Origin of the sequence: Streptomyces maremycinicus (assembly GCF_001184025.1) — a bacterium.
GTDB classification, from domain to species: Bacteria; Actinomycetota; Actinomycetes; order Streptomycetales; family Streptomycetaceae; genus Streptomyces; species Streptomyces maremycinicus.
Genome location: NZ_BBYG01000021.1, coordinates 1 through 21,613, shown reverse-complemented (window position 1 = coordinate 21,613; position 21,613 = coordinate 1). Strand labels below are relative to the sequence as shown.

Sequence of the window (21,613 nt, the reverse complement as noted above, 5' to 3'; positions counted from 1 at the left end):
ATCCCAACGGGTTATTGCACGGGGTGCGGGCCGAAGAGACGGCCGGCCTTTTCCAGCGCCTCCGCCAGGACGCCGGGACCGGACCCGCGCAGGTCCGCGACGACGGCGTCGACGCCCCGCAGCCCGGCCCTCTCCAGCAGCCGCTTCTCGTTCGTCACCCACTCCCCCCGGGCCGCGAGGATCCCGTGGCCCGCCTGTACGGCGGCGGTGACGACGGCGCCGGCGACCTCCGCGAGACGGCCCGCCGGGGCGTGGTGGGCCAGGGCGTAGGCGAGGGTGGCGCGGGCCGTCCCGTGCCAGCGCTCGCCCGCCGTCCGGCGCAGCGCGTCCGGATAGCCGTCCGGACGCGGGAGTTCACCGCTGAGCACCTGGTTGATCGCCAGCTCGGCGACCACGAGATAGCTCGGGATCCCCGCGAGGTGGAACAGCAGCGGCTCCACCCGGAAGCGCCCCTCGGCCGCCTCCGCCCACTCGTGTTCGACGACGTCGAGATCCCGGTAGTGCACGTCGACCCGCCGCCCGTCGATCGTCAGCCAGGCACCCCCGTTGAACACCCCGCCACCCCAGCCGCCGACCTCCGACACCTCCCCCTCCCAGCCGATCGCCCGCAGCCCGGCCGGCTCGAAGGAACCCCGGTAGTAGACCGCCAGATCCCAGTCACTGTCGGCCCGATGAGTCCCCTGAGCCCGAGAACCCCCGAGAGCGACGGCCCGGACATGGGGGAGGGAAGCGAGACGACGAGTGATCTCACCGAGGAAGTCCCGGTCGGCGGGAGAGGCGGATGCGGGGGTCATGGGCGGCTTCCGATCAGCAGTCCCACACGTTCCGGTGACGGTGGCGGGTCGGCGGATGGTCCAGGTCCTCGGCGACGGCGAGCAGCGCGCCCGGCGGGGCGGCGCGAAGACGGTTGCGGGCGGTCGAGCGGAAGACGGACAGCGCGGCCCGCGCACGGGACTCGTAGGGGCCGTCGATCTCCGCGTTCAGGGACCGGGGAAAGGTGTGGGAGCGGAATACGCGCACCAGCGGAAGGGGCACCGGCCGACGCCGCTCGCGCAGCGCGCGGGCCGATTCTCCGGCGCTGTAGCGCAGTTCGCCGAGACGGTGGCCGGTGCTCCAGCCCTGCCGTCGGGACGGCCGGTCATCGGGCCGGACCCGGTGCCGCGGGCGGACGTGGTGGACGGTACGGGACATGGCAGACCTCCGCGGGCCCGCCGGACTCTCCGGCGAGGCCCGTAAGAAGTCCGCCGCCGTGAATCGACCCAGCCGCCTGCTCCGCACAGCCAGCAGCGTGGCGAACACAGCCCGGCGATGTCCACCGCTTATCCCGTGGGGTCCCGCCGCCCGGCTATCCGGCCCCCCAGGTCCTGCGCTTCGGTACCGGCTTCGCCAGTGTCCCCGTCCGGCTGGTCGTCAGGCCCAGGGTGACCAGGGACTCGGCCAGTTTGACGGCCGCGCCGACCCCGTCGACGACCGGGAGGCCCAGCTTGTCGCCCACCAGTCGCTCCAGTCCCGTCATCCCGGCACATCCCAGGACCAGCACCTCGGCCCCCGCCGCCCGGGCGCGCTCGGCGGCCGCCAGGAAGGCCGCCTCGGTGCGGTCGCGGTCGCCCAGGTCGAGGACGCCGAGCCCGGTGCCGACGACGGCGGCACAGTTGCGGCCCACGCCGGCCAGCTCCAGGCTGTCCTCGATCTGGCCGCAGGACCGCTCCAGGGTGGTCACGACCCCGTACCGGCGCCCCAGCAGACACGCCAGATGCGCCGCGGCCTCGGTGATGTCGACCACGGGCACGTCCACCAACTCCCGTACGCCCTCGCGCCCGTGCTCACCGAAACCGGCCATGACGACGGCGTCGTAGGGCGCCCCCCGGTAGGTCCGCAGCGCGTCCATGACGGCCGCGGCGGAGAGGAAGCTGTCGAGCCAGCCCTCCGCGGACTCGGGGCCCCAGGCCGGGGTCAGTCCGGTCACGGTGGTGCCCGGGCCTGCCGCGGCCCGGGCACCTCGCACGATCTCCTCGGTCATCTCCCGCGTGGTGTTGCAGTTGGTGACGACGATCCGCACGTTCCGCACGCTGCTCAGACCTCCACGGGCCGCTCGACGGCGACCGCGGATCCGGCGGCCCGCTCCTCTCGGCACAGCAGCACGTACAGTCCGGCCCCCAGGGCCGTCCCGATGAACCAGGAGTACGGCGCCACATCGCTGAAGGTCTTGACCAGCGCGAGCACCGCCGCGACCGCCGCGGAGGGCAGGAACGCCCACAGCGCCTTGGGGTTGACGCCCCCGCGGTAGTAGAAACGGGAGCCGGGAGTGGCGTCGAACAGCTCGTTCACGTCGACACGGCCGCGCTTTACCCAGTAGTAGTCGACCATGATCACGCCGAACAGCGGGCCGAGGAAGGCGCCGAGCCCGCCGAGGAAGTAGTTGACGACCGTGGGGTTGGAGAACAGGTTCCACGGGGTGACCACGAGCGCCGCGACCGTGCTGATCATGCCGCCGACCTTGAAGGTGATCTTCTGCGGCCAGACGTTGGCGAGGTCGTACGCCGGCGACACGAAGTTGGCGACGATGTTGACGCCCATGGTGGCGACGGCGAAGGTGAGGGCGCCCAGGACGAGCACCCAGGTGTTGCCGACCTTCGCGACCAGCTCCGCCGGGTCGGTGATGGCCTCGCCGAAGACCTCGAGCGAGCCGGCGGTGACGATCACGGAGACCACCACGAAAGCCGTCGAGTTGAGCGGCAGCCCCCAGAAGTTGCCGCGGCGGACCGTCTTGTAATCGGGTGCGAAGCGGGAGAAGTCGCAGAAGTTCAGCATCAGCGTGCCGTAGGTGGCGAGGATCAGGCCGATGGCGCCGAACCACTGCCGCCACTGCTCCCCCACGGAGACCGGGTGCGGGGTGGAGGTGAGCGAGAGGGTCCAGCCCGCCTTGGACAGCACCCACACCGCCAGCGCGATCATCACCAGCCAGATCGCCGGACCGCAGAAGTCCTGGAACCTGCGCACGGACTCCATGCCCCGGCTGATGATCATCGCCTGGACCAGCCAGAGGGACACGAAGGAGAGCCAGCCCAGCGCGTCGAGGCCCAGGAAGGAGTGGTGCGTCCAGGACTCCAGGCCGGGCCAGGCAGCCAGCAGCATCACGTTGACGGCGACCGAGGCGAGGTAGGTCTGGATGCCGTACCACATGATGGCGATCACGGCGCGGATGAGGGCCGGGATGTTGGCGCCCCAGACGCCGAAGCTGATCCGGCTGACCACCGGGAAGGGCACCCCGTGGCGCTGGCCGATCCGGCCCATCCAGTTCATGCCGATGTAGATGAGCACGAAGCCGACGAGGAGGGACGTGAAGATCTGCCACACGTTCATACCGAGGACCAGCAGTCCGGCGGCGAAGGTGTAGTTGCCGAGGTTGTGGACGTCCGACATCCACATGGCGAAGAGGTCGAAGACCTTCCAGTTCCGCTTCCCGGCGGGCGCGAGGTCTTCGTTGGTGAGCCTGGGGTCGGGGACGAACGCTGGCGCGCCGGTGACTTCGGCGCTGTCGGCGAGGGACACGGGGCCTCCCTGAGCGAAGGGACGGAGGAGGACTACGGGCCGGACCGTTTGGTATACCAAACTGCCGCCATGGTCCCGCCGTCAAGCGTTCTGACCGATGTCCGTCCCGTTACGGCTCCGTAAAAGCCCTCCCGCATCGGCGAAGATGGGCCCATGACGAAGATCGAACCCCTCGGAGCGGTGCGCGAGCGCGTCCTGGGGTCCCTGCGGCAGGAGATCATCGCCGGCAGCCTGCGTCCCGGCGACCGGCTCGTCGAACGCGAACTGGCCGACCGCTTCGGCGTGTCCAGGGTCCCGGTCCGGGAGGCCATCCGGGCACTCGTCGCCGAGGGCTTCGTCCTGTTCGAGACCCCGCGCCGCACGGTCGTGAGGCCACTGAGCCCTACCGACGTCAAGGAACTCTTCGAGCTGCGCGAGGCGTTGGAGGTGTACGCGGCCGGACTGGCCGCCGCCCGGGCCACCCCGGAGGACCTCACCGAACTGCGCGCCCTCCTGGCGAGCGCGGCGAGCGCCACCGCCGCGGGGGACGCCGAGACGATCACCGACATCAACACCCGCTTCCACGACCGGCTCCTCGCCATGGCCGGCAACACCCTGCTGATCTCGGTCATGGAACCGGTCGCCGGCCGCTTGCAGTGGCTCACCCGGCGCAACGAGGAATGGCCCCAACTCCTCACCGAACACCAGGACCTCTACGACGCCATCGCCTCCGGCGACCCGGACCGCGCCCGCGCCCACGCCCTGGACCACGTACAGGCCAACTACCGCTCCACGGTCCGGCACCTGTTCGGGGAGGCCGGCCTCCCGGAGGTCCCGCCCTCCCCCGATCACGCTCCGCCTAGAATCCCCTGACCCTTCGGGCAGGTGTCCGAAGGCGCGCACACGCGGCCGACGGAACGGGGAGACGACCATGGTGAGCAGACGCGGACTGCTGAGCGGAGCCGCACTCGTGGGGGCCGGCGCGGTGACCGGCGTGCTGGGCGCGGCCGGCAGCGCGACCGCCGACGCCCCGCTGGACACCCCGTTCACCCCTCTCACCACACCTCATCTCGCCCAGGCCGAGCAGATGGTCCAGTACCAGCGACTCCTGGCGGCCGGCTACCTGCCCACCGGCCTCGCCGGACACTGGCCACTGGACGGCTCCGGCGCCGACCGCTCCGGCCGCGACCACCCCGTCACTCCCGGCCCCGGCGCCGGCTGGACCACCCTGCGGGCCGGCGGCGAACTGACCCTCGACGCGTCCTACGCCGCCACGGCCTCCGTGCTCGACACCACGGCGCCGTTCACGGTCTCCGCCTGGGTACGCCTCGCGGACGACGCCGTCCTGACGAACATGTACACGGCGGTCAGCCAGGACGGCACCGGGTGCAGCCGCTTCCTGCTCCAGTACGACGACACCGCCGGCGCCTGGGCGTTCAAGGTGCGCGCCGAGGACCAGAGCGTCAAGATCTCCGCCCTCGCCACCACCACCGTCACGCCCGGCAAATGGACCCACCTGACCGGAGTGTGGGACGGCGGCACGCTCCACCTGTATGTGAACGGCGTGCCGGAAGGCACCGCCGACGCCGTGCTGTCCTGGGCCGCCACCGAGGGTTTCAACATCGGCCGGGCCCGCTGGAACGGCGCCTACGTGAACCACTTCAAGGGCTCCGTCGACGATGTGCGCGCCTACGGCCGCGCCCTGAGCGCCGACGAGGTCTCCCTGATCAGCGGCCGCACGGCCGGCCTCAACAACGTCTACCTGGTCGGCTCCGCGTCGACCGTCACCTGGGGCGCACCCGACGACCCGTCGAGCTGGATCGCCCGCGCCCGCTGCTCGTCCTTCATCACCCGGGTGCTCAGGCACACCTACGGCTGGGCCACCGACGCCTACTTCACCCAGTACTTCCAGGACCGCATCCCCGAGGCCGCCGACTACCGCAAGGCGTTCGCCGACGGCACCGCCGGCCCGCGCTTCCGGCGGATCCGCAAGGTCGCCGACCTCCGGCCGGGCGATCTGATCGCGGTGGACTACAACGGCCAGGTCGAGGGCAACACCGGCCACATCGTCATGGTCCGCGAGGTCAAGGGCGTCTTCAGCGGGGTCGCCGACTTCACCGGCGAGACCCAGTACGCCGTCGAGGTCGTCGACTGCACGGCCGAACCGCACGGCGTGTACGCCCTGACCAACTACCCCAGGTATCCCGACACCCGCATGGTCGGCCTCCTCGCGGAGGAGCAGTTCGAGGGCGTCGGCATCGGCCACATGATGTTCTACGCCTCCACCGCCACCGGGGAGTTCTCCCGCTACCGCTGGAGCGTCAACACCGCCAAGGACAAGGCATACCCGGTCGCCTCCCGGCCGGTCACCGCGGCACGCGTCGCCTGACCGGAGCTCACGACAGCCCCGCCGCCCCCGAGGCCGTGCGCAGCACCTCGCGCAGCATCTCGGGAGTGAGCCGGCCGGTGAAGGTGTTGCGCTGACTGACGTGGAAGCAGCCGAAGACGTCGAGGCCGTGGACGCCGTCAGGCTCGTCCCGTCCCTCCGGGGTCCCCTTGCCGTTCGGAACGGCCCTGCCGTCCGGAACGGCCCTGCCGTCCGGCCCTTCCCGGCCGCCCGGGCCGCCGAGCCGTACCCGGGCGCCGTGCCCGAAGGGCGGCCGCGGCCGGGGCACGGTCCAGCCCGCCTCAGCGAACGCGGGCAGCGCGGCCTGCCAACCGAAGGCACCGAGCACGACGACCGCGCGCAAGGTGGGCCGCAGCAAACGCAGCTCCCGCACGAGCCAGGGCCGGCAGGTGTCCCGCTCCCCCGGCGTCGGTCTGTTGGCGGGCGGTGCGCAGTGCACGGGCGAGGTGATCCGCACGCCGTACAGCTCCAGCCCGTCGTCCACGGACACGGCCGTGGGCTGCGACGCCAGCCCGACGTCGTACAACGCCCGGTACAGCACGTCACCGGAGCGGTCCCCGGTGAACATCCGCCCCGTACGGTTCCCGCCGTGCGCGGCGGGGGCCAGTCCGACGATCAGCAGCCGGGCGTCCGACGGCCCGAAGCCGGGTACCGGCCGACCCCAGTACGTCCAGTCCGCGAACGCCGCCCGCTTGGTCCGGGCGACCTCCTCACGCCAGGCCACCAGCCGGGGACACGCCCGGCACTCCCCGACCCGCCGATCCAGCAGGGCCAGGGCCGAGGGGGCGGCCGGTGCGGGGGAGGCCGTGGAGCGAGAGGAAGAGGTCGCGGGGTCGGAGGGGGCCTCGGTGGCGTCCATGACTCCACGGTAGAACACGCCCCCGCCCCTGATCACACACTCCGCACGCTCCTCCTCAGGCACCTCGTCGCGCCCACTTCAGCAGCTCCACGTTGGACTCCCGACGCTTCCAGGCGATGAGCGCCAGCGGTACGAGCAGGATGAGCGGCGTCGCCGCGTTCTGCCCGTCGAAGACCACGACCTGGACGACGAAGGCGCCCACCATCAGCGCTCCCAGCGCCATCGCCGCCACGGACTGGAGCACCGGAACGAGCAGGGCGACCGCACCGGCGAGTTCCAGGGCGCCGATGGCGTACATGCCCCCGCTGCCCCAGCCCATCTCGTCGAAGGCGTCGGCGGCCGAGGGGTGCGCGATCAGCTTCGGCAGCGCGCTGGCGAAGCCGTAGAAGAGCGCGAGCAGCACCTGCACGCCTCGCAGGGCGATCCGGGCACGGCGTCCTCGGGGGCTCGGGGAGGCGGACGCCTGCGCGGCGGTGGACGTGGTGGCGGCAGTGGACGTGGTGGAGGTGGTGGCGGCGAGCGAAGCCGTGGTCTCGGACATGGGAGTCTCCTGCGGTGAGCGGTCCGGCGTGCTGTCGAGGGGGTAGACCGACCTCCGTCGACGAACTCATCGCCGCCCGCCGGGCCTTCTCACGCCGTCACCCTCACCGCCCGCCCGTCCCCGTCCTCTCCGGTCCCTCCCCTCTTCCGCTACTCCGTGACCGGCACCGCCTTCACCCACATCCGGTCCTCGGTGAGACAGCGCTCCACCCTCAGTCCCGCTTCCGCCAGGGCCTCCTCGAACTGCTTCTGGGTCAGGGGCCGGGACCGGAAGGTCTGGGTCCACACCGCGTCCGGGAAGTCGTACTCCGCGCGTACGGAGTGGACGCCGTCCCCCACGGGCTCGTCCGAGACGATCCTGATCGTGAAGCCGCTCGGGTCGACGCGCTCGCGCGGTACGTTCGAGTGGTAGTCCTCCCCTTCCCGCTGGATCAGCACGCAGCCGCCCTTCGTGACGTGCCGTGCGCAGGCCCGCAGCATCCCGCGCCGTACCTCGACGTCTCCGTTGTGCACGAGGAACGACGCGAGCATGACCACGTCGAACGTCTCGTCCAGGGCGAGATCCTCGATGAGGCCGCATATCGTGCGGGCCCCGCGGACGCGCTCCAGCATCTCGGCGGACTCGTCCACCGCCGTGACCTCGAACCCGCGCTCCAGCAGGGCGTGGGTGACGCGGCCGACCCCGCTGCCCAGCTCCAGGATGTGTGCGCCCGGGGGCACCGCCGCGGCGATGATGTCCGGCTCCTCCCCCACCGGCAGGCGCGAGTAGAGCTCGACCGCGCAGCCGTCCGGGGTGATCGCACCGGGACCGGTTCCCTGATATCCGTCTCGCGTCTTCAGCTTCATGCCCGTCCAACGGCCCGTCCCGGTACGGCAGTTCCTCCTGCCCGACGGTTCACCCGTTCGAGGGATGGCCGCTCTGTTCGAGCGCGCCGGAGGCGAGCACGGCCGTCCCCTGGAGAACGTGCGGACCGAAGAGTACGTTGCAGGAAGGAGTGGTGGTCGGATGCGTACGGGCAGTGAGCCGATGACAGCGCGCAGTGCGCTGCGGATGCGTCTGTGGCTGACCGTGTGGGGTCTGGCCTGGGCGATCTTCGGGACGGCCGCGTTCGCCCTCGTGGGGCGCCCGGGGTGGGCGGCCGCGTGCGGAGTGCTGTGGCTGGTGATCACGGTCGATCTGACGATGATCCTCAGGCATCGGCGGCAGGGCCCGCACTATCAGCCGGGCCGCGACATCCCGCCCTACCGGCCACCCGAGCACCGCCACCCTTGAGGCCCGCCCGGAGATCCGTGCGGCTGGGGATCCGTGGGCTGGGAGATCCGTGGGCTCGGAGATCCGTGGGCTCGGAGATCCGGCGGCCCGGAGGTCCGGCCTGCTCGGAGGTCCGGCGCCCCGGGGATCCGGCGCGGCTCAGCGCGCCGCCGTTCTCAGTTCTCGAAGCGTGCCGCTTTGACGTACTGCGGGTTCGGGTCCAGTGCCGCGGCCAGTCGGAAGTGGCGTTTGGCCTGGTCGACCCGGCCCTGCCGCTCATAGGTGCGGCCGAGCGCGAAGTGCGCGAAGGCGTTGTCCGGCTCGCGCTCCAGGACGATGGTGAACTCCAGCTCCGCGGGCCGTAGTTGGGCGGCGGCGAAGAAGGCACGCGCGCGCAGCAGCCGGGCGGCGGTGTTCTCGGGGTGTGCGGCGATGACGCCGTCGAGCAACTTCACCGCGCCCCGCGGGTCCCGGGCGGCGAGCAGGTGCTCCGCGGCACGGAAGTCGATGACGTCTGTCTCCGGAGTGCGTCCTCCGGTCGAACCACTGGTATCGGGCACGGAAAAATCCTTCCCTTGCTCAACGCGTTCAACGCGCGGGGCGAGGGCCGCTATTCCGGCGAGCTCCCGTGCGACGCGTGCGCGCGCCGCGCGAGGTCGGCCCATACCTCCCTCACGCGCCGGTGGAGCTCCGGGAGGGGTACGTCGTTGTCGATGAGGATGTCCGCGATCTCCCGGCGCTGGTCGCGGGTCGCCTGGGCGGCCATGCGGGCGCGTGCGTCCTCCTCGGACATCCCGCGGAGCCGGACGAGCCGGTCGAGCTGGGTCTCGGGGGCCGCGTCGACGACGACCACGACGTCGTACAGGGGGCCGAGGGCGTTCTCGGTGAGCAGGGGGACGTCGTGCACGACGACGGCGCCCTCGGGGGCGGCCGCCTCGAGTTCGCCGGAGCGGGCGCCGACCAGGGGATGCACGATGGAGTTGAGGAGCGCCAGTTTCGCGGGGTCGGCGAAGACGACCGAACCCAGCCGGGGGCGGTCGAGGCTGCCGTCGGGGGCGAGGACCTCCTCGCCGAAGGCCTCCACGATCGCGGCGAGTCCCGGGGTGCCCGGCGCGACGACCTCGCGTGCGATGCGGTCCGCGTCGATCAGTACGGCGCCGCACTCGACGAGCAGCCGGGACACCTCGCTCTTGCCGGCGCCGATCCCGCCGGTCAGGCCCACTTTCAGCATGAGCGGAAGCTTAGGGCCTGCCGGTGACGACGCACCCGACAGGCCCCCGCGCGCTGCTCAGCCTTCGCCCTCGCGTTCGGCGAGGAAGCGCTCGAACTCCTGCCCGATCTCGTCGGCCGACGGGATGTCGACCGGTTCGGCGAGCATGTTGCCGCGGGTCTCGGCGCCGGCGGCGGCGTCGTACTGGTGCTCCAGGCCCTGGACGAGGGAGGTGAGTTCCTCGTCGCCCTCCTGGATCTGGCGGTCGATCTCGGTCTGCGTCCGGTGGGCGTCCGTGCGCAGGGCGTGCGCGATGCCCGGCAGGACCAGGCCGGTGGCCGCCGTGATGGCCTCCAGGACGGTCAGGGCCGCGTCCGGGTACGCCGAGCGGGCGATGTAGTGCGGGACGTGTGCGGCGACGCCCAGGATGTCGTGGCCGGCTTCCATGAGGCGGTACTCGACGAGCGCCTCGGCGCTGCCGGGGACCTGGGCCTCGTCGAACGGGCTGCGGTGGCCCGGCATGAGGTCCGTGCGGTTGCCGTGCGGGGTGAGACCCACGGGGCGGGTGTGCGGGACGCCCATGGGGATGCCGTGGAAGTTCACCGAGAGGCGGACGCCGAGGCGCTCCACGATCTGCCGGACGGCGACGGCGAAGCGTTCCCATTCCACGTCCGGTTCGGGGCCGGACAGCAGGAGGAAGGGGGCACCCGTGGTGTCCTGTACGAGCCGTACCTCGATGGCCGGTTCCTCGTACTCGGTCCATCGGTCGCGCTTGAAGGTCAGCAGCGGGCGGCGGGCGCGGTAGTCCACCAGCCGGTCGTGGTCGAAGCGGGCCACGAGCTGGTGGGGCAGCGAGTCGAGAAGTCGGTCGACGATCTGGTCACCGGTCTCGCCCGCGTCGATGTATCCGTCGAAGTGGTAGAGCATGACAAGTCCGGCCGACTCCTGGGCCAGCGCCACGTCGACGACTGCCAGGCCCTTCGGCTCCCATGCGTACAAACCCTGCGGATCAAGCACTTGGACCGCTCCCCTCGTGTTCCTCCTGTCCAACGCGCGCCGGACCGTGGGCATTCCCGGTCCGCGTCCCTTGATCAGGTGACTCGTCACCGGCTCCGCACGGCCACCGGGTGAGGGCAGGCCGGGTCGGGGCGCGCGAGGGCGGTCGCAGAGGGGACGGCGATTCCGCTCCCGGGCAGCACCGAGGGCCCGCACCTCGAAAGGTGCGGGCCCTCGGCAAGCTGCTAAGCCTCAGCGGCTAGCTTCAGCTCTGGCCTCCGGCCAGCTTCTCGCGCAGAGCGGCGAGCGCCTCGTCCGAGGCCAGCGCGCCGGACGTGTCGGCACCCTCGGAGGAGTAGGAGCCACCGCCGCTGCCACCGGACGCGGCCGGAGCCGCACCCGCGGCGTCGCCACCCTCGGCAGCGGCCTTCTCGTCCGCCTCGCGGGACTTGATGACCTGAGCCTGGTGCTGCTCGAAGCGCGTCTGCGCCTCGGCGTACTGGTTCTCCCAGACCTCACGCTGCGACTCGAAGCCCTCGAGCCAGTCGTTGGTCTCGGGGTCGAAGCCCTCGGGGTAGATGTAGTTGCCCTGGTCGTCGTAGGACGCGGCCATGCCGTACAGGGTCGGGTCGAACTCGACCGAGGCCGGGTCGGCACCGAAGGACTCGTTGGCCTGCTTCAGCGAGAGGCTGATGCGGCGGCGCTCGAGGTCGATGTCGATGACCTTGACGAAGATCTCGTCGTTGACCTGGACGACCTGCTCCGGGATCTCCACGTGGCGCTCGGCCAGCTCGGAGATGTGGACCAGGCCCTCGATACCCTCGTCGACGCGCACGAACGCACCGAACGGAACGAGCTTGGTGACCTTACCGGGAACAACCTGCCCGATCTGGTGCGTGCGGGCGAACTGCTGCCACGGGTCTTCCTGGGTCGCCTTCAGCGACAGGGAGACACGCTCGCGGTCCATGTCGACGTCGAGGACCTCGACGGTGACTTCCTGGCCGACCTCGACAACCTCGGAGGGGTGGTCGATGTGCTTCCAGGAGAGCTCGGAGACGTGGACGAGGCCGTCGACGCCACCGAGGTCCACGAACGCACCGAAGTTGACGATCGAGGAGACGACGCCGGAACGGACCTGACCCTTCTGGAGGGTCGTGAGGAACGTCTGGCGGACCTCGGACTGGGTCTGCTCGAGCCAGGCACGGCGGGACAGGACCACGTTGTTGCGGTTCTTGTCCAGCTCGATGATCTTGGCCTCGAGCTCCTTGCCCACGTAAGGCTGGAGGTCGCGGACGCGACGCATCTCGACGAGGGAGGCCGGCAGGAAGCCACGGAGGCCGATGTCGAGGATGAGACCACCCTTGACGACCTCGATGACGGTGCCGGTGACGATCCCGTCTTCTTCCTTGATCTTCTCGATGGTGCCCCAGGCACGCTCGTACTGGGCGCGCTTCTTCGAGAGGATCAGGCGGCCTTCCTTGTCCTCCTTCTGGAGAACAAGGGCCTCGATCTCGTCACCGACGGCGACGACCTCGTTGGGGTCGACGTCGTGCTTGATCGAGAGTTCGCGGCTCGGGATAACGCCTTCGGTCTTGTAACCGATGTCGAGCAGGACCTCGTCCCGGTCGACCTTCACGATGACGCCGTCGACGATGTCGCCGTCGTTGAAGTACTTGATCGTCTCGTCGATCGCGGCGAGGAAGGCTTCCTCGTTACCGATGTCGTTGACCGCTACCTGCGGCGTGGTAGAGGTGGTCTCGGTGCTGCTCGTCATGTGGGAAAGGGCTCCGGTACGGACAGTGAGTCGTAGGTACTGCTACGCCGGGAGCCCGTGATCGCTCTGAAGAAGCCGGACAGCTTAGGAAGCACCTCACCAGGGAACTGGTGATGGCACCTCGAGAACCGAGGGGACATACAACAGATGCGAGCGCAGCCTGCTACGTCTGAGGTGCGCAGGCCCGCAGCGCAACTTGTAGCATACGGGGGCAGCCGGGCGGGGTCAATGCGCGAAGGCGCACACCCGGGGCGGATCGCCGCATTCCCGGCACACAACCTTTCCCCTGAGGTCACGCAGGCCGCAGGAAGCCTCTTCGGTGACACCTCCGGTGACACCGACGGGCGGGTTGCACGGAAGAGTACGACGAGGGAGCCGATCATCCAAGAGCCTGAATCGTCCGAGACGGCCTTCGAGCCGGAAGCCACCCGACGTGACGCCGACGTCACCGAGAGTTCCCGGGCCAACCGGGGCTGGTGGGACCGCAACGCGGACGAGTACCAGATCGAGCACGGCACCTTCCTCGGCGACGACCGCTTCGTGTGGGGTCCCGAGGGACTGGACGAGGTGGAGGCGGAGCTGCTCGGCCCGCCGGAGGACCTCAAGGGCAAGGCGGTGCTGGAGATCGGCGCCGGCGCGGCGCAGTGCGCGCGCTGGCTGGCCGCCCAGGGCGCGCGTCCGGTCGCCCTGGACCTCTCGCACCGCCAGCTCCAGCACGCGCTGCGCATCGGCGGCTCGTTCCCGCTGGTGTGCGCCGACGCGGGCGTCCTGCCCTTCGCGGACGCCTCCTTCGACCTGGCCTGCTCGGCGTACGGGGCGATGCCCTTCGTGGCCGACCCGGTGCAGGTCCTGAAGGAGGTGCGGCGGGTGCTGCGACCCGGGGGCCGTTTCGTGTTCTCCGTGACCCACCCGATCCGCTGGGCGTTCCCGGACGAGCCGGGTCCGGAGGGGCTCACGGTGTCCTCGTCCTACTTCGACCGCACTCCCTACGTCGAGCAGGACGACCGGGGCCGCGCGGTGTACGTGGAGCACCACCGGACGCTGGGCGACCGGGTCCGCGACATCGTGGCGGGCGGCTTCCGGCTGGTGGACCTGGTCGAGCCGCAGTGGCCCGCCTGGAACTCCTCGGAGTGGGGCGGCTGGTCCCCGCTGCGCGGGAACCTGATCCCGGGGACGGCCGTCTTCGTCTGCGAGCGGGACTGAGCCGGCCCCTCTTCCCGGGGCGCTCTCCCCGCTCACCCGCACCCGCCCGCGCGCGTGCGGGACGTTCGCGGGGCCGTACGACACTGGGGGCGTGATCCCCCGTGACGAAGCCCTGGACGCGCTGCCCGTACGGGCCGCCCTGCCCGCCCTGAACGACGCCCTGGAAGGGCACGGCACCGCCGTCCTCGCCGCGCCGCCCGGTACGGGCAAGACGACGCTGGTGCCGCTCGCGCTGGCCGGGCTGCTGGGCGAGGGGCCGGCCCGCCGGGTACTGGTGGCAGAGCCGCGGCGGATCGCCGCGCGGGCTGCGGCCCGGCGGATGGCGTGGCTGCTGGGTGAGCGGCCCGGGCAGAGCGTGGGCCACACCGTGCGCGGGGAGCGGGTCGTCGGGCGGCACACGCGCGTGGAGGTCGTCACGACCGGTGTGCTGCTCCAGCGTCTTCAGCGCGACCAGGAGCTGACGGGCGTCGACGTGGTGGTGCTGGACGAGTGTCACGAGCGGCACCTCGACGCGGACACCTCGGCCGCCTTCCTGTGGGACGTGCGCGAGACGCTGCGGCCCGAGCTGCGGCTGGTGGCGGCCTCGGCGACGACGGACACGGCCGGCTGGGCGCGGCTGCTGGGCGGGGCACCGGTGGTGGAGGCCCATGGTTCCGCCTTCGGCGTCGAGGTGGTCTGGGCGCCGCCGGCCCGCCCGGTGCGGCCGCCGCACGGCATGCGGGTGGATCCCGCGCTGCTCGCGCATGTCGCCTCGGTCGTGCGGCGGGCGCTGGCCGAGCGGCCGGGGGACGTGCTGTGCTTCCTGCCGGGTGTCGGGGAGATCGGGCGGGTCGCGGGGCTGCTCGGCGCGCCGGCCGGGGTGGACGTGCTCCAGGTGCACGGGCGGGCCCCGGCGGCCGTGCAGGACGCGGTGCTGGCTCCCGGGGAGCGGCGCCGGGTGGTGCTGGCGACCTCCGTGGCGGAGTCCTCGCTGACGGTGCCCGGGGTGCGGGTGGTCGTCGACTCGGGGCTGGCGCGGGAGCCGCGGGTGGACCACGCGCGCGGGCTGAGCGCGCTGGCGACCGTGCGTGCCTCGCAGGCGGCGGGCCGGCAGCGGGCGGGGCGGGCCGGGCGGGAGGCACCGGGTGTGGTGTACCGGTGCTGGGAGGAGGCGGAGGACGCCCGCCTGCCGTCGTTCCCGGCACCGGAGATCCGGGTGGCCGACCTGACGGCGTTCGCCCTTCAGGCGGCGTGCTGGGGAGATCCTGACGCCTCCGGGCTGGCGCTGCTGGATCCGCCGCCGGGCGGGGCGATGGCGGCGGCGCGCTCACTGCTGACGGCGATCGGGGCGGTGGACTCCGCCGGCCGGGCCACCGAGCGGGGGTTGCGGCTGGCCCGGCTGGGGTTGCACCCGCGGTTGGGCCGGGCGCTGCTGGACGGGGCCGCGGCGGTGGGGGTGGACCGGGCCGTCGAGGTGGTCGCGCTGCTGAGCGAGGAGGCTCCGCGGGAGTACGGCGACGATCTGGCCGCCGCTCTGCGGTCCGCCCGGCGCGGCGGTGACGCCTACGGGGCGCGGTGGCGGACGGAGGTACGCCGACTGCGGACCGTCGTCGAAGGCTCGACGCCGACCGGGCAGGCCGCCGCGGGCCACGACGGCCGCGAAGACGGAGGCCCGGCCGGAGGTGAGGCCGGGAGCGGAGCCGGGGCCGGGAGAGGTGCGGTCGGAGCCGGTGCCGGGAGCGGTGGAGCCGGGAGCGGAGCCGGACGTGGAGCCGGGGCAGAAAGCGGCGTCGGAGGTCGAGCCGGGAGCGGCACCGGAGGTGGGAGCGGCACCGGAGGTGGGAGCGGCACCGGAGGTGGGAGCGGCGTCGGAGGTGGAGCCGGGGCCGGGGCCGGGAGCGGTGTCGGGGGTGGGGGCTGTGCCGGTGCGGACGCCCTGGCCGGGCTCGTCGTCGCGCTCGCCTTCCCGGAGCGGCTCGCCCGGGCCGACGGGGGCTCGTACCTCATGGTCTCCGGCACCCGGGCCGAGGTCCGCGAGGGCACCGATCTGCGGGGGGCGCCCTGGCTCGCCGTCGCCGTCGCCGACCGTCCGGTGGGGAAGGGGCACGCGCGCGTGCAGCTCGCGGCGGTCGTGGACGAGGAGATCGCCCGGATCGCGGCCGGGGCGCTGCACGACGAACGGGACGAGGTCCACTGGGCCGACGGGGATGTCGTGGCGCGGCGGGTGGAGCGGCTGGGGGCCGTCGAACTGGCGGCGCGTCCGCTCCGGAACGCCGACGCGGGACTCGTCCGCGGTGCGCTGATCGAAGGGCTGGAGAAGGAAGGGCTGCGCCTGCTGCGGTGGTCGCCCGACGCGGACGTCCTGCGGCAGCGGCTGGCGTTCCTGCGGTGGCATCGCGGCGAGCCGTGGCCCGACGTCTCCGAGGCGTCGCTGCACGCGCGCGTGGACGAATGGCTGGAGCCCGAGCTGAGCCGGGCGCGGCGGCGGAGCGATCTCGGGCGGATCGACGCCGGGAACGCGCTGGGCCGGCTGCTGCCCTGGGCCTCCGGTGAGGCGGCCCGGCTGGAGGAACTCGCGCCGGAGCGGATCACGGTACCGAGCGGGTCCAGGATCCGGATCGACTACGCCGACCCGGAGCGGCCGGTCCTCGCGGTGAAACTCCAGGAGATGTTCGGGCTCCACGAGTCACCGCGCGTCGCCGGGGTGCCGCTGCTGGTGCACCTGCTGTCGCCCGCCGGGCGGCCCGCCGCCGTCACCGCCGACCTCGCCTCCTTCTGGCGCGACGGCTACAAGGGGGTGCGGGCGGAGCTGCGCGGCCGTTATCCGAAGCATCCCTGGCCCGAGGATCCGGCCGGGGCCGAGCCGACGCGGTTCACCAACGCGCGGCTCAGGCGGTGACGGGCTGCGGGGCGGGCTCGGCGGCGGCTGGTCCGTCCGGGCGGCGGGCGCGGGCCTCCAGGTGGAGGGAGAGGCACATCAGCAGGGCGCCGAGCAGGAGGAGGCCCCAGGGCAGGTAGGCGGTCAGCAGCAGGACCAGGGTGCGGTTGGACTTGACCACGGACACCGTGTGCTCGATGTAGTCCTCGCGCATCTTCACGTGTCCGGCGAAGGCGGTGACCTTCGCGCGGCCGCCGAGCAGGGTCCCGCCGCGGAGTTCCTCGCGGTGGACCTCCTCGCCGTAGACGGGCGCGCCGGTGACGGGTTCGACCCAGAATTTACGGACCGTGGTGTACCAGCGGGTGGTGCCGGTCCTGGCGACGGTCTCCGGGGTGATGCCCGCCACCGGCATCGTCCTGGGCATGGCGACCTTGGTCCAGGGGACGGTCTGCTCGAAGTAGTAGACCTCCAGGCCTCGGAAGTCCCGGGTCCCCTGGTAGTGGATGGGGGCCGTGGTGCGGGTCTGCGCGTCGAAGTACTCGTAGTCCCGCTTCTCCGTGAGGAAGGGCCACTTGAACTCGATGCCCTCCCGGCGCACTTGATCGCCGTCGACCATCTCGCCGGTGGCGTGCACGGGTTCCTGGGTGTGCGCGTCGAAGATGTAGCGCTCGGGGACCTTGGAGACCATCTTGCCGTCGGGCCCTTGGACGTAGGACAGGCCGTCCCAGACGACGACGTCGCGGCCGGCGGTCCTCTCGATCTTCTCGGAGGCCTCCACATCGCCCTTCAGGGTCTGGACGATGGTCACCTTGGGGACCGTGCGGGCGGTCATGCTGCCGTAGTCGAGGAGGGTGGCGTTCTTCGCCTCCAGGACCATGGTCTGGTACTCGTTCGCCGGGATCTTGGCCAGCCGGGGGAAGGCGTACCAGCGCAGCAGCGGGGACAGCGCGGCGCAGAACACGGCGAGGGCGAGCAGGATCAGGCTTGCCCTGCGGCGCATCTCGGCCTCCCTCCGGGTCGTCACGGGTGTGCGGGCACCGTCGTCAGCAGGGGCTTCGGCGAGGTCTTCCCGGCCGGTGCGCCGATCGCGGTCAGCGTGAGGACCAGGGCGAGCGCGACGGCGAGACCGGTCGCGGCGGCGATCAGGGCGCGCATACGGTCCTCCCGGAGCTGACGGGACGTCAGTTCGGGCACGGTAGCAACGGGCGGCCGAGATGAGAACACGTCGCACACGACGGCGGCGCCCCCCGTGGAGAGGGGCGCCGCCGTCGTCGTCCGGAGAACCGTCGCGGAGCGCTCCGGGAAGGAGTCCGCGCAGCGGTCTGCGGAGCAGGGTCCGCTGAGGGGTTACGACCCGGCGGCCGTCGACTCCGACTCGCTGGGCGTCGGGCTCGGTGTGTCGGTCGCGGCGGCCGTGACGGTGAGTTCGACCGTCAGGGTCGCTCCACCGGTGGTGGTGATGCGGAGCAGATAGGTGCCCGCGGTGTCGTCCGCGTACAGCTTGGGCAGCTGGAGCAGACCGTTCGCGTCCGTCCGGAGGTCCAGGGTGCGGACGGGGTTGCCGGCGGCGTCCTTGAAGTAGGGGCCCTTGTCGTTCGCGGTCGGGTCGTCGGACGACTTGATCAGGGTGGCGGTGGCCGCGACCTTGTCCGCCACGGCGCCCTTGTAGGTGGCCTTCACCTCGACCTGGTCGGCGAACTCGCCTCCGGCGGCGCAGGTCAGCTCGGTGCTGCCGGTGCGGGCGAGGGTGTCGGCGGCGCGGGCGGTGACGGTGGCCTTGTAGTCGACTGCGGAGAGCGTGCGGCCGAGGACCGTGGCCCGGACGATGAAGACGCCGGTCTTCTCCCCCGCCTGGAGGGCGGGCGCCAGGGCCACGCCCTTGGCGTCGGTGACGATCGTGGCGACGCTCTCGCCGCCCGCGAAGGTGGCGTCGGTGTCGCCGACGACGGTGAACCGGATCCTGACCTTGGCGACGGCCTTGCCGGCCGCCGTCTCCGCGCGGGTGCTGACACGCTCCGTGAACGCGTCGCCCGCCATCGCGGTGAGGCTCGCCGTGCCCGCGTCCTCGAGGTGGCCGACCGTCTCGGTCGGCGTCGGCGTCGGGGTGGGCGTCGGGGTCGGGGTGGGCGTCGGGGTGGGCGTCGTGGGGGTGTTGGGCTTGCCGGGGGTCGACGGCGTCACGGGCGTGCTCGGCGAAGAGGGGGTGGACGGCGAGGTGGGCGTGTAGCTCGTGCCGTCGTCGCTGCGGTTGTCCGGCACGGTGCCGGTGCCGTCGGGGATCTCGTGCGTGCCCTTGCGGTAGTACTCCAGCCACGACAGGACGGTGTTCAGGTAGTCCGTCGAGTTGTTGTAGCTGAGGATCGCGCTGCGCATCCCGGACGTGGCCGACATGTCCCAGTCGTAACGGCACAGGTAGTGACCGGCGGCGAGCGCGGCGTCGTAGATGTTGTTGGGGTCCTTCTTGCCGTCGGCGTTGCCGTCGCGGCCCGCCCACGCCCAGGTGGACGGGATGAACTGCATGGGGCCCACGGCACGGTCGTAGGTGCTGTCGCCGTCGTACGCGCCGTTGTCGGTGTCGCTGATGTTCGCGAAACCGACGCCGTTGAGGACCGGGCCGAGGATCGGCGAGATGGTGGTGCCGTCGGCGGTCACGTCGCCGCCGCGGGCCTGTCCCGACTCGACCTTGCCGATGGCGGCGAGGAGTTGCCAGGGCAGGTTGCAGCCGGGCTTGGACCGCGCCAGCTCCGCCTCGGCCTTCTTGTAGGCGTCCAGGACGGTCGCCGGGATGCCCGCCTCCGCGGTGCCGGTGGCGGCCGGGGTGGTGGAGGAGCTCTCGCTCGGCGCGGGGTTCGGGCTCTTCAGCGGCGGCAGGTCCGTGTAGTACGGCGAGTTGCCGGTGGCGCTGTCCCCGATGCCGCTGCCGGTCTCGGCGGGCGACGGGGTGTCGGCGGCGGTCTGTCTGCCGTGACCGTCGGCCGTGACGTCCGGTGCCTGGGACGCGGCCAGAGCCGCCACCGCCAGTGCGGCCACGGTCGTGTTGACCGCTCCCTTGCGCAGCCTCGTGCCGAAATGCGCCGACATGAAGTGAAACCCTCCCGTGGACGCGGTACGCCCATCTCTTCGCCTGCACCCCGCACTGACGGCTGTTGCCACTGTTGTGGCCGTCGCCGCCGGTGCCGCCGTCACCGGTGTGACGATCAACCCGCCCCGAGGGTTGCACTCATGGGCGGTTTGCCCTGCTCCGACCTTGTGTTCGACGCGCCCTCGGGCACACCGACCCAGGCGACCCTACGACAACTTCTTTTGCACCGGCACCCGTTCGGGTGCCGTTTTCACCAGCCGGTCACGTGCCGTCGGCCGGGAACCGTGCCTTGCATACTGGACGTCGTAGATCACCGGGCCGGCCGGCCCGCCGACGTCCGCACCGGGGAGTCTCGTTGCCGTTCACGCTGAGTCACGCGGCGGCCGTGCTGCCCGCCGTGCGCGCCGACGGCACCGGCCGCGGGCCCCTCGTCCCGGGTGTCCTCGTGGCGGGGTCCTTCGCCCCCGACCTGACCTACTACGCGGCGAGCGTGCTGTCCGGGGCCATGGAGTTCGGTGACGTCACACACTCCTTCCCCGGGGTGTTCACGGTGGACGTGCTCATCGCCTGGGCGCTGGTGGGGCTCTGGCTGCTGGTGCGCGAGCCGCTGGTCGCGCTGCTGCCGCGGTCCCGGCAGGGCCGTACGGCAGCGCTGACCCGCTGCGGAGCACCGCGCGCGCCTGTCCGGCCGTCCACCGCCCTGTGGTGGTACGTCTCCGCGGCGCTCGGCGCGCTGACCCATGTGGTGTGGGACGCCTTCACCCACCTCGACCGCTGGGGCATGCGGCTCTTCCCCGTCCTCGGCGAGGACGTCGCCGGCTCGCCGCTCTACTGGTACCTCCAGTACGGGGGTTCGGCCGTGGCCGCGGTCGTGCTCGCCGCGTTCGTGACGTACGCGCTGCGGCGGGCGCCGGCCGGCGAGCCGGTGGGGGTCGCGGTGCTGTCGGCGCGGGACCGGTGGTGGGCGGGTGCCGTGATCGGGGGGTGCGCGCTGATCGCGGCGGTCCGGCGGGCGACGCGGTGGTGGGAGTACTGGGGCGCGCGCGAGGCGAAGCCGTGGGAGCTCGTCCCGACGCTGTGCTTCGGGGCGGGCGCGGGGCTGGTGCTGGGGGTCTTGGTGTACGCGGTCGGCGTCCGGCTGTGGCGCCCGGCACCTCCGCCCGGTCCGGCCGTCACCGAGGCCGACGCCGAGACCCGCGCCGGGCGGCCGGGCGGGGATACGGACGCCACCACGGGCGCAGACGTGGGCGCGGACGCGGTCAGTGTGCGGCGGAGTCGCCCCGGCGTTCGGTGAGCGGGGCCGCCGTCACGACGAAGAGGGGGATGCGGCGGACGGTACGGGGGCCGCGGAGCCGGCCGAGGAGAGCGAGGGCCAGGGCGAGGTGACCGCGGACCGCCTCGGCCCACAGGCGCCGCCGGCTGTCGTACCGGGGCACGAACCCGGCGAGGAGCCGGGTCACGGCCGGGGGCAGGAGCCGGGCGGGAGCCGGGACGCGGAGCCGTGCGGCGGCTGTCCGCAGGGCCGTGCCGGGGGTCCACGGGATGCGGGGCGTGGCCGCGCCGGGCTCCAGGGCCGGGCGTGGTCTCCTCCGGGAGGTCTCGCCGGGCGCGGACCAAGGGGCCATGGCCGCCGTGGCGAGAACGCGTGCGTGGGCCTTCCGGCGGTGAAGCATGCGTATACCCATGGCGGCATCCTGGCGGCCCGGAACCCGCGGGGGCCTGTTCTCGGGGGCCACGCGGGTGAGGGCCCTCCGGGGGATGCACCGGCGGTGACGGCACTCCCCCGCGCCAGAACCGGCCTCCCCCGGCGCAGGACAGAACCCGGCTTTCCCGGCGGCACTCCCGGCTCCGGCACTCCCCGCGACTCCCCCGGCTCGGGCATCGGCCCCTACGGCTCCGGCT

Annotated in this window: 21 protein-coding genes; 6 read left to right on the top strand and 15 right to left on the bottom strand. The window is 72.3% G+C overall.

Annotated features, from left to right (window positions below):
* Positions 1-11: 11 nt before the first annotated feature.
* From AOQ37_RS31980 to AOQ37_RS31965, 4 genes are all read right to left on the bottom strand, one after another.
* Positions 12-794, bottom strand: a complete 783-nt coding sequence (locus AOQ37_RS31980) for a nucleotidyltransferase domain-containing protein (protein WP_062649590.1) — start codon at positions 792-794, stop codon at positions 12-14.
* Positions 795-807: 13 nt separating this feature from the next.
* Positions 808-1,191 carry a hypothetical protein gene (locus AOQ37_RS31975; protein ID WP_062649588.1) on the bottom strand — a complete coding sequence of 128 codons (384 nt, stop codon included), beginning with the start codon at positions 1,189-1,191 and terminating at the stop codon, positions 808-810.
* Positions 1,192-1,345: 154 nt separating this feature from the next.
* Entirely contained in the window at positions 1,346-2,059 is a 714-nt protein-coding gene (locus AOQ37_RS31970; protein ID WP_062649944.1) for an aspartate/glutamate racemase family protein, read from the bottom strand.
* A 14-nt stretch (positions 2,060-2,073) separates the two neighbouring features.
* Complete coding sequence (locus tag AOQ37_RS31965; RefSeq protein WP_062649585.1) at positions 2,074-3,552, bottom strand: NCS1 family nucleobase:cation symporter-1; 1,479 nt, start codon at positions 3,550-3,552, stop codon at positions 2,074-2,076.
* 153 nt (positions 3,553-3,705) lie between these two features.
* On the opposite strand from AOQ37_RS31965, the gene AOQ37_RS31960 reads away from it, so the two are divergent.
* Both AOQ37_RS31960 and AOQ37_RS31955 read left to right on the top strand, forming a co-directional pair.
* Positions 3,706-4,404 carry a GntR family transcriptional regulator gene (locus AOQ37_RS31960; protein WP_062649584.1) on the top strand — a complete coding sequence of 233 codons (699 nt, stop codon included), beginning with the start codon at positions 3,706-3,708 and terminating at the stop codon, positions 4,402-4,404.
* 58 nt (positions 4,405-4,462) lie between these two features.
* Positions 4,463-5,920: a LamG domain-containing protein gene (locus AOQ37_RS31955; protein ID WP_062649582.1), complete on the top strand. Its 1,458-nt coding sequence runs from the start codon at positions 4,463-4,465 to the stop codon at positions 5,918-5,920.
* A 7-nt stretch (positions 5,921-5,927) separates the two neighbouring features.
* Here the strand turns inward: AOQ37_RS31955 and AOQ37_RS31950 are convergent, their stop codons facing one another.
* The 3 genes from AOQ37_RS31950 to AOQ37_RS31940 all read right to left on the bottom strand — a co-directional run bounded on the left by AOQ37_RS31950 (position 5,928) and on the right by AOQ37_RS31940 (position 8,183).
* The gene (locus AOQ37_RS31950; RefSeq protein WP_234437068.1) at positions 5,928-6,797 is read right to left on the bottom strand and encodes a uracil-DNA glycosylase; all 870 of its coding nucleotides are present in this window, start codon (positions 6,795-6,797) and stop codon (positions 5,928-5,930) included.
* Between the two features lie 55 nt (positions 6,798-6,852).
* Positions 6,853-7,338, bottom strand: a complete 486-nt coding sequence (locus tag AOQ37_RS31945) for a DoxX family protein (RefSeq protein WP_062649580.1) — start codon at positions 7,336-7,338, stop codon at positions 6,853-6,855.
* A gap of 149 nt (positions 7,339-7,487) precedes the next feature.
* Positions 7,488-8,183, bottom strand: a complete 696-nt coding sequence (locus AOQ37_RS31940) for a class I SAM-dependent methyltransferase (protein WP_062649578.1) — start codon at positions 8,181-8,183, stop codon at positions 7,488-7,490.
* 160 nt (positions 8,184-8,343) lie between these two features.
* Between AOQ37_RS31940 and AOQ37_RS31935 the strand changes: the two genes are divergently transcribed.
* Complete coding sequence (locus tag AOQ37_RS31935; RefSeq protein WP_062649576.1) at positions 8,344-8,610, top strand: DUF6343 family protein; 267 nt, start codon at positions 8,344-8,346, stop codon at positions 8,608-8,610.
* Positions 8,611-8,765: 155 nt separating this feature from the next.
* Here AOQ37_RS31935 and AOQ37_RS31930 read toward each other — a convergent pair whose 3' ends face one another.
* The 4 genes from AOQ37_RS31930 to rpsA form a co-directional block, all read right to left on the bottom strand.
* On the bottom strand, positions 8,766-9,149 hold the full coding sequence (locus tag AOQ37_RS31930; protein WP_062649574.1) for a tetratricopeptide repeat protein: 384 nt from the start codon (positions 9,147-9,149) through the stop codon (positions 8,766-8,768).
* Between the two features lie 50 nt (positions 9,150-9,199).
* Positions 9,200-9,820: a dephospho-CoA kinase gene (gene coaE, locus AOQ37_RS31925; RefSeq protein ID WP_062649572.1), complete on the bottom strand. Its 621-nt coding sequence runs from the start codon at positions 9,818-9,820 to the stop codon at positions 9,200-9,202.
* A gap of 57 nt (positions 9,821-9,877) precedes the next feature.
* A complete protein-coding gene (locus AOQ37_RS31920) occupies positions 9,878-10,816 on the bottom strand; it encodes a PAC2 family protein (RefSeq protein WP_062649571.1) in 939 nt (312 codons plus the stop codon).
* 244 nt (positions 10,817-11,060) lie between these two features.
* Positions 11,061-12,569, bottom strand: coding sequence for a 30S ribosomal protein S1 (rpsA, locus tag AOQ37_RS31915; protein ID WP_020131842.1), 1,509 nt, complete (start codon positions 12,567-12,569; stop codon positions 11,061-11,063).
* A gap of 228 nt (positions 12,570-12,797) precedes the next feature.
* Between rpsA and AOQ37_RS31910 the strand changes: the two genes are divergently transcribed.
* Positions 12,798-13,772 carry a class I SAM-dependent methyltransferase gene (locus AOQ37_RS31910; RefSeq protein ID WP_234437067.1) on the top strand — a complete coding sequence of 325 codons (975 nt, stop codon included), beginning with the start codon at positions 12,798-12,800 and terminating at the stop codon, positions 13,770-13,772.
* 94 nt (positions 13,773-13,866) lie between these two features.
* Positions 13,867-16,650, top strand: a complete 2,784-nt coding sequence (locus tag AOQ37_RS31905) for an ATP-dependent RNA helicase (protein ID WP_062649938.1) — start codon at positions 13,867-13,869, stop codon at positions 16,648-16,650.
* Here the strand turns inward: AOQ37_RS31905 and pgfA are convergent.
* The 3 genes from pgfA to AOQ37_RS31895 form a co-directional block, all read right to left on the bottom strand.
* On the bottom strand, positions 16,640-17,629 hold the full coding sequence (gene pgfA, locus AOQ37_RS31900; RefSeq protein WP_062649569.1) for a cell envelope lipid trafficking protein PgfA: 990 nt from the start codon (positions 17,627-17,629) through the stop codon (positions 16,640-16,642). The genes AOQ37_RS31905 and pgfA overlap by 11 nt on opposite strands.
* 20 nt (positions 17,630-17,649) lie before the next feature.
* Positions 17,650-17,784 (bottom strand): SPW_0924 family protein, encoded by a 135-nt coding sequence (locus AOQ37_RS40105; protein WP_107085351.1) that lies wholly within the window; start codon positions 17,782-17,784, stop codon positions 17,650-17,652.
* Between the two features lie 192 nt (positions 17,785-17,976).
* Entirely contained in the window at positions 17,977-19,710 is a 1,734-nt protein-coding gene (locus AOQ37_RS31895; RefSeq protein ID WP_062649567.1) for a lytic transglycosylase domain-containing protein, read from the bottom strand.
* A 356-nt stretch (positions 19,711-20,066) separates the two neighbouring features.
* On the opposite strand from AOQ37_RS31895, the gene AOQ37_RS31890 reads away from it, so the two are divergent.
* Complete coding sequence (locus tag AOQ37_RS31890; protein ID WP_062649565.1) at positions 20,067-21,005, top strand: DUF4184 family protein; 939 nt, start codon at positions 20,067-20,069, stop codon at positions 21,003-21,005.
* On the opposite strand, the gene AOQ37_RS31885 is transcribed toward AOQ37_RS31890, so the two are convergent.
* Positions 20,971-21,396 (bottom strand): hypothetical protein, encoded by a 426-nt coding sequence (locus AOQ37_RS31885; RefSeq protein ID WP_062649563.1) that lies wholly within the window; start codon positions 21,394-21,396, stop codon positions 20,971-20,973. The two genes, AOQ37_RS31890 and AOQ37_RS31885, sit on opposite strands and share 35 nt — an antisense overlap.
* Positions 21,397-21,613: the final 217 nt, after the last annotated feature.

Bases quoted from the DNA above. Each gene is read 5' to 3' on its own strand.
- AOQ37_RS31980 (WP_062649590.1), bottom strand. From the start codon at position 794: ATGACCCCCGCATCCGCCTCTCCCGCCGACCGGGACTTCCTCGGTGAG.
- AOQ37_RS31975 (WP_062649588.1), bottom strand. From the start codon at position 1,191: ATGTCCCGTACCGTCCACCACGTCCGCCCGCGGCACCGGGTCCGGCCC.
- AOQ37_RS31960 (WP_062649584.1), top strand. From the start codon at position 3,706: ATGACGAAGATCGAACCCCTCGGAGCGGTGCGCGAGCGCGTCCTGGGG.
- AOQ37_RS31955 (WP_062649582.1), top strand. From the start codon at position 4,463: ATGGTGAGCAGACGCGGACTGCTGAGCGGAGCCGCACTCGTGGGGGCC.
- AOQ37_RS31950 (WP_234437068.1), bottom strand. From the start codon at position 6,797: ATGGACGCCACCGAGGCCCCCTCCGACCCCGCGACCTCTTCCTCTCGC.
- AOQ37_RS31945 (WP_062649580.1), bottom strand. From the start codon at position 7,338: ATGTCCGAGACCACGGCTTCGCTCGCCGCCACCACCTCCACCACGTCC.
- AOQ37_RS31940 (WP_062649578.1), bottom strand. From the start codon at position 8,183: ATGAAGCTGAAGACGCGAGACGGATATCAGGGAACCGGTCCCGGTGCG.
- AOQ37_RS31935 (WP_062649576.1), top strand. From the start codon at position 8,344: ATGCGTACGGGCAGTGAGCCGATGACAGCGCGCAGTGCGCTGCGGATG.
- coaE (WP_062649572.1), bottom strand. From the start codon at position 9,820: ATGCTGAAAGTGGGCCTGACCGGCGGGATCGGCGCCGGCAAGAGCGAG.
- rpsA (WP_020131842.1), bottom strand. From the start codon at position 12,569: ATGACGAGCAGCACCGAGACCACCTCTACCACGCCGCAGGTAGCGGTC.
- AOQ37_RS31910 (WP_234437067.1), top strand. From the start codon at position 12,798: ATGCGCGAAGGCGCACACCCGGGGCGGATCGCCGCATTCCCGGCACAC.
- pgfA (WP_062649569.1), bottom strand. From the start codon at position 17,629: ATGCGCCGCAGGGCAAGCCTGATCCTGCTCGCCCTCGCCGTGTTCTGC.
- AOQ37_RS40105 (WP_107085351.1), bottom strand. From the start codon at position 17,784: ATGCGCGCCCTGATCGCCGCCGCGACCGGTCTCGCCGTCGCGCTCGCC.
- AOQ37_RS31895 (WP_062649567.1), bottom strand. From the start codon at position 19,710: ATGTCGGCGCATTTCGGCACGAGGCTGCGCAAGGGAGCGGTCAACACG.
- AOQ37_RS31885 (WP_062649563.1), bottom strand. From the start codon at position 21,396: ATGGGTATACGCATGCTTCACCGCCGGAAGGCCCACGCACGCGTTCTC.